Genomic DNA, 1329 nt, shown 5'->3' with positions numbered 1-1329 from the left:
TGTCCAGCCGATAGATGGGTAACACTTTGAACCGGATACATAGGTAACAGTTTTCCCCCTTATGATGGGTTCGCCGCAGCGCCAAGCGGTTGAGTTGGCGCGGCGCTTCGGCGAACCAGTTTCATATGCTTGTGGTTGATGAAGCCGAGCGGATGGGCATAGAAGCGCATCGCCCATTCACCGCTTTCAGTCTCTTCGATGGCAATCGGCTCGCCGGCCAGCGAGGCCGAGACGTAGATTTCGGCGCCCTGCCATTTGACGGCGCCGTTCTGGCGCACACTGCGTACCGCCGCCTCGGCCGGATAGTCCGGCTCGGGCATCGTCTTTGGCATGGCGCGAGTCGAGGGGCGGTAATGCTGTGCCGGCGTGTCCATACCCAGCGCCTCGTGCGGGCGCTCTTCGTTGTACTCGCGGCGGAAAGCCTCGAAGGCCCGGGCCTGAGCCGCCCTGTCGGCCTCCGGCGCCTTGGCCATCGGCAGCATGGTCAGGTGGAAGCGTTCATGGCAGCCGTTCTGCTGCGGCTTGCCCGGCTGGATGCGTTCCAGCACGATGCCGAGTTTGATGAAACGCACTGCAAGCGGCGTCAGCCCGGTGACGCCGGCCGACGCGAACGGCGAGCCGTTGTCGCTTCTGAACCGATCCGGCAGGCCGTTCTCCTCGAATGTCCGCTCAAACACCGGCCAGGCTTCACCCTCCGACGTCGAGCCGACCGCCGCCAGCGCCAACAGGTAGCGGCACGCCCCATCCATCACCGTCAGCGGATCGCAGCGCCAGCCGTCGCCGGTCCGGAACCAGCCCTTGTGATCGCCCGTCCACAGCGCGTTCGGTTCCTCAGGCTCCGGCCATGGACCGTTGCCCGCCGCCCTCCAGCGCGCGCGCCGACGCCCGACAAGGCCATGCCGCTTCAAGATCTCGCCAGCCGTCGAGACCGCCGGCCAGCCGCAGTTGGGCTCCGACCGCTTCAGCCGGGCCATGATCTTCTTCGGCCCCCACAGCGGATGCGCTTCCTTCTCCGCCACGATCCGCTCCACCAGTTCCGCTGCCGTTGCCCGCCCGTGATCGAGCGGCGCCCGCGGCTGGTCGTGCAGGCCTTCCGGGCCGAACTCCCGGTAGCGTCCAAGCCATTTGTACCCGGTCTTGCGCGAGATCTCGAAGGCAGCACAAAGCTGCGTCATCGTCTCCTCGCCAGAAAGGCATTCCACAACAAACCGAAGCCGCTCGTCCATGATGCCAGTCTCTCGCCAAACCATCGCCGGTCCTCCCGGCAAACGAGAAAACTGTCACCCATCTAATCAGTCCATTCTGTTACCTATCTATCCGGTTCGGACA

The 1329-nt window shown here is 64.8% G+C and carries 1 protein-coding gene; it reads right to left on the bottom strand.

Annotated elements, in window-relative coordinates:
- Window positions 1-59 precede the first annotated feature (59 nt).
- Window positions 60-1250 carry an integrase core domain-containing protein gene (locus AC0L2L_RS33315; protein WP_473584016.1) on the bottom strand — a complete coding sequence of 397 codons (1191 nt, stop codon included), beginning with the start codon at window positions 1248-1250 and terminating at the stop codon, window positions 60-62.
- Window positions 1251-1329 lie beyond the last annotated feature (79 nt).

The sequence above is a fragment of the Mesorhizobium sp. WSM4832 genome (assembly GCF_055811115.1).
Note: the sequence above shows the minus strand (reverse complement) of the source record. Positions and strands in the feature narration are given on the sequence as shown.

Bases quoted from the DNA above. Each gene is read 5' to 3' on its own strand.
- AC0L2L_RS33315 (WP_473584016.1), bottom strand. From the start codon at position 1,250: ATGGTTTGGCGAGAGACTGGCATCATGGACGAGCGGCTTCGGTTTGTT.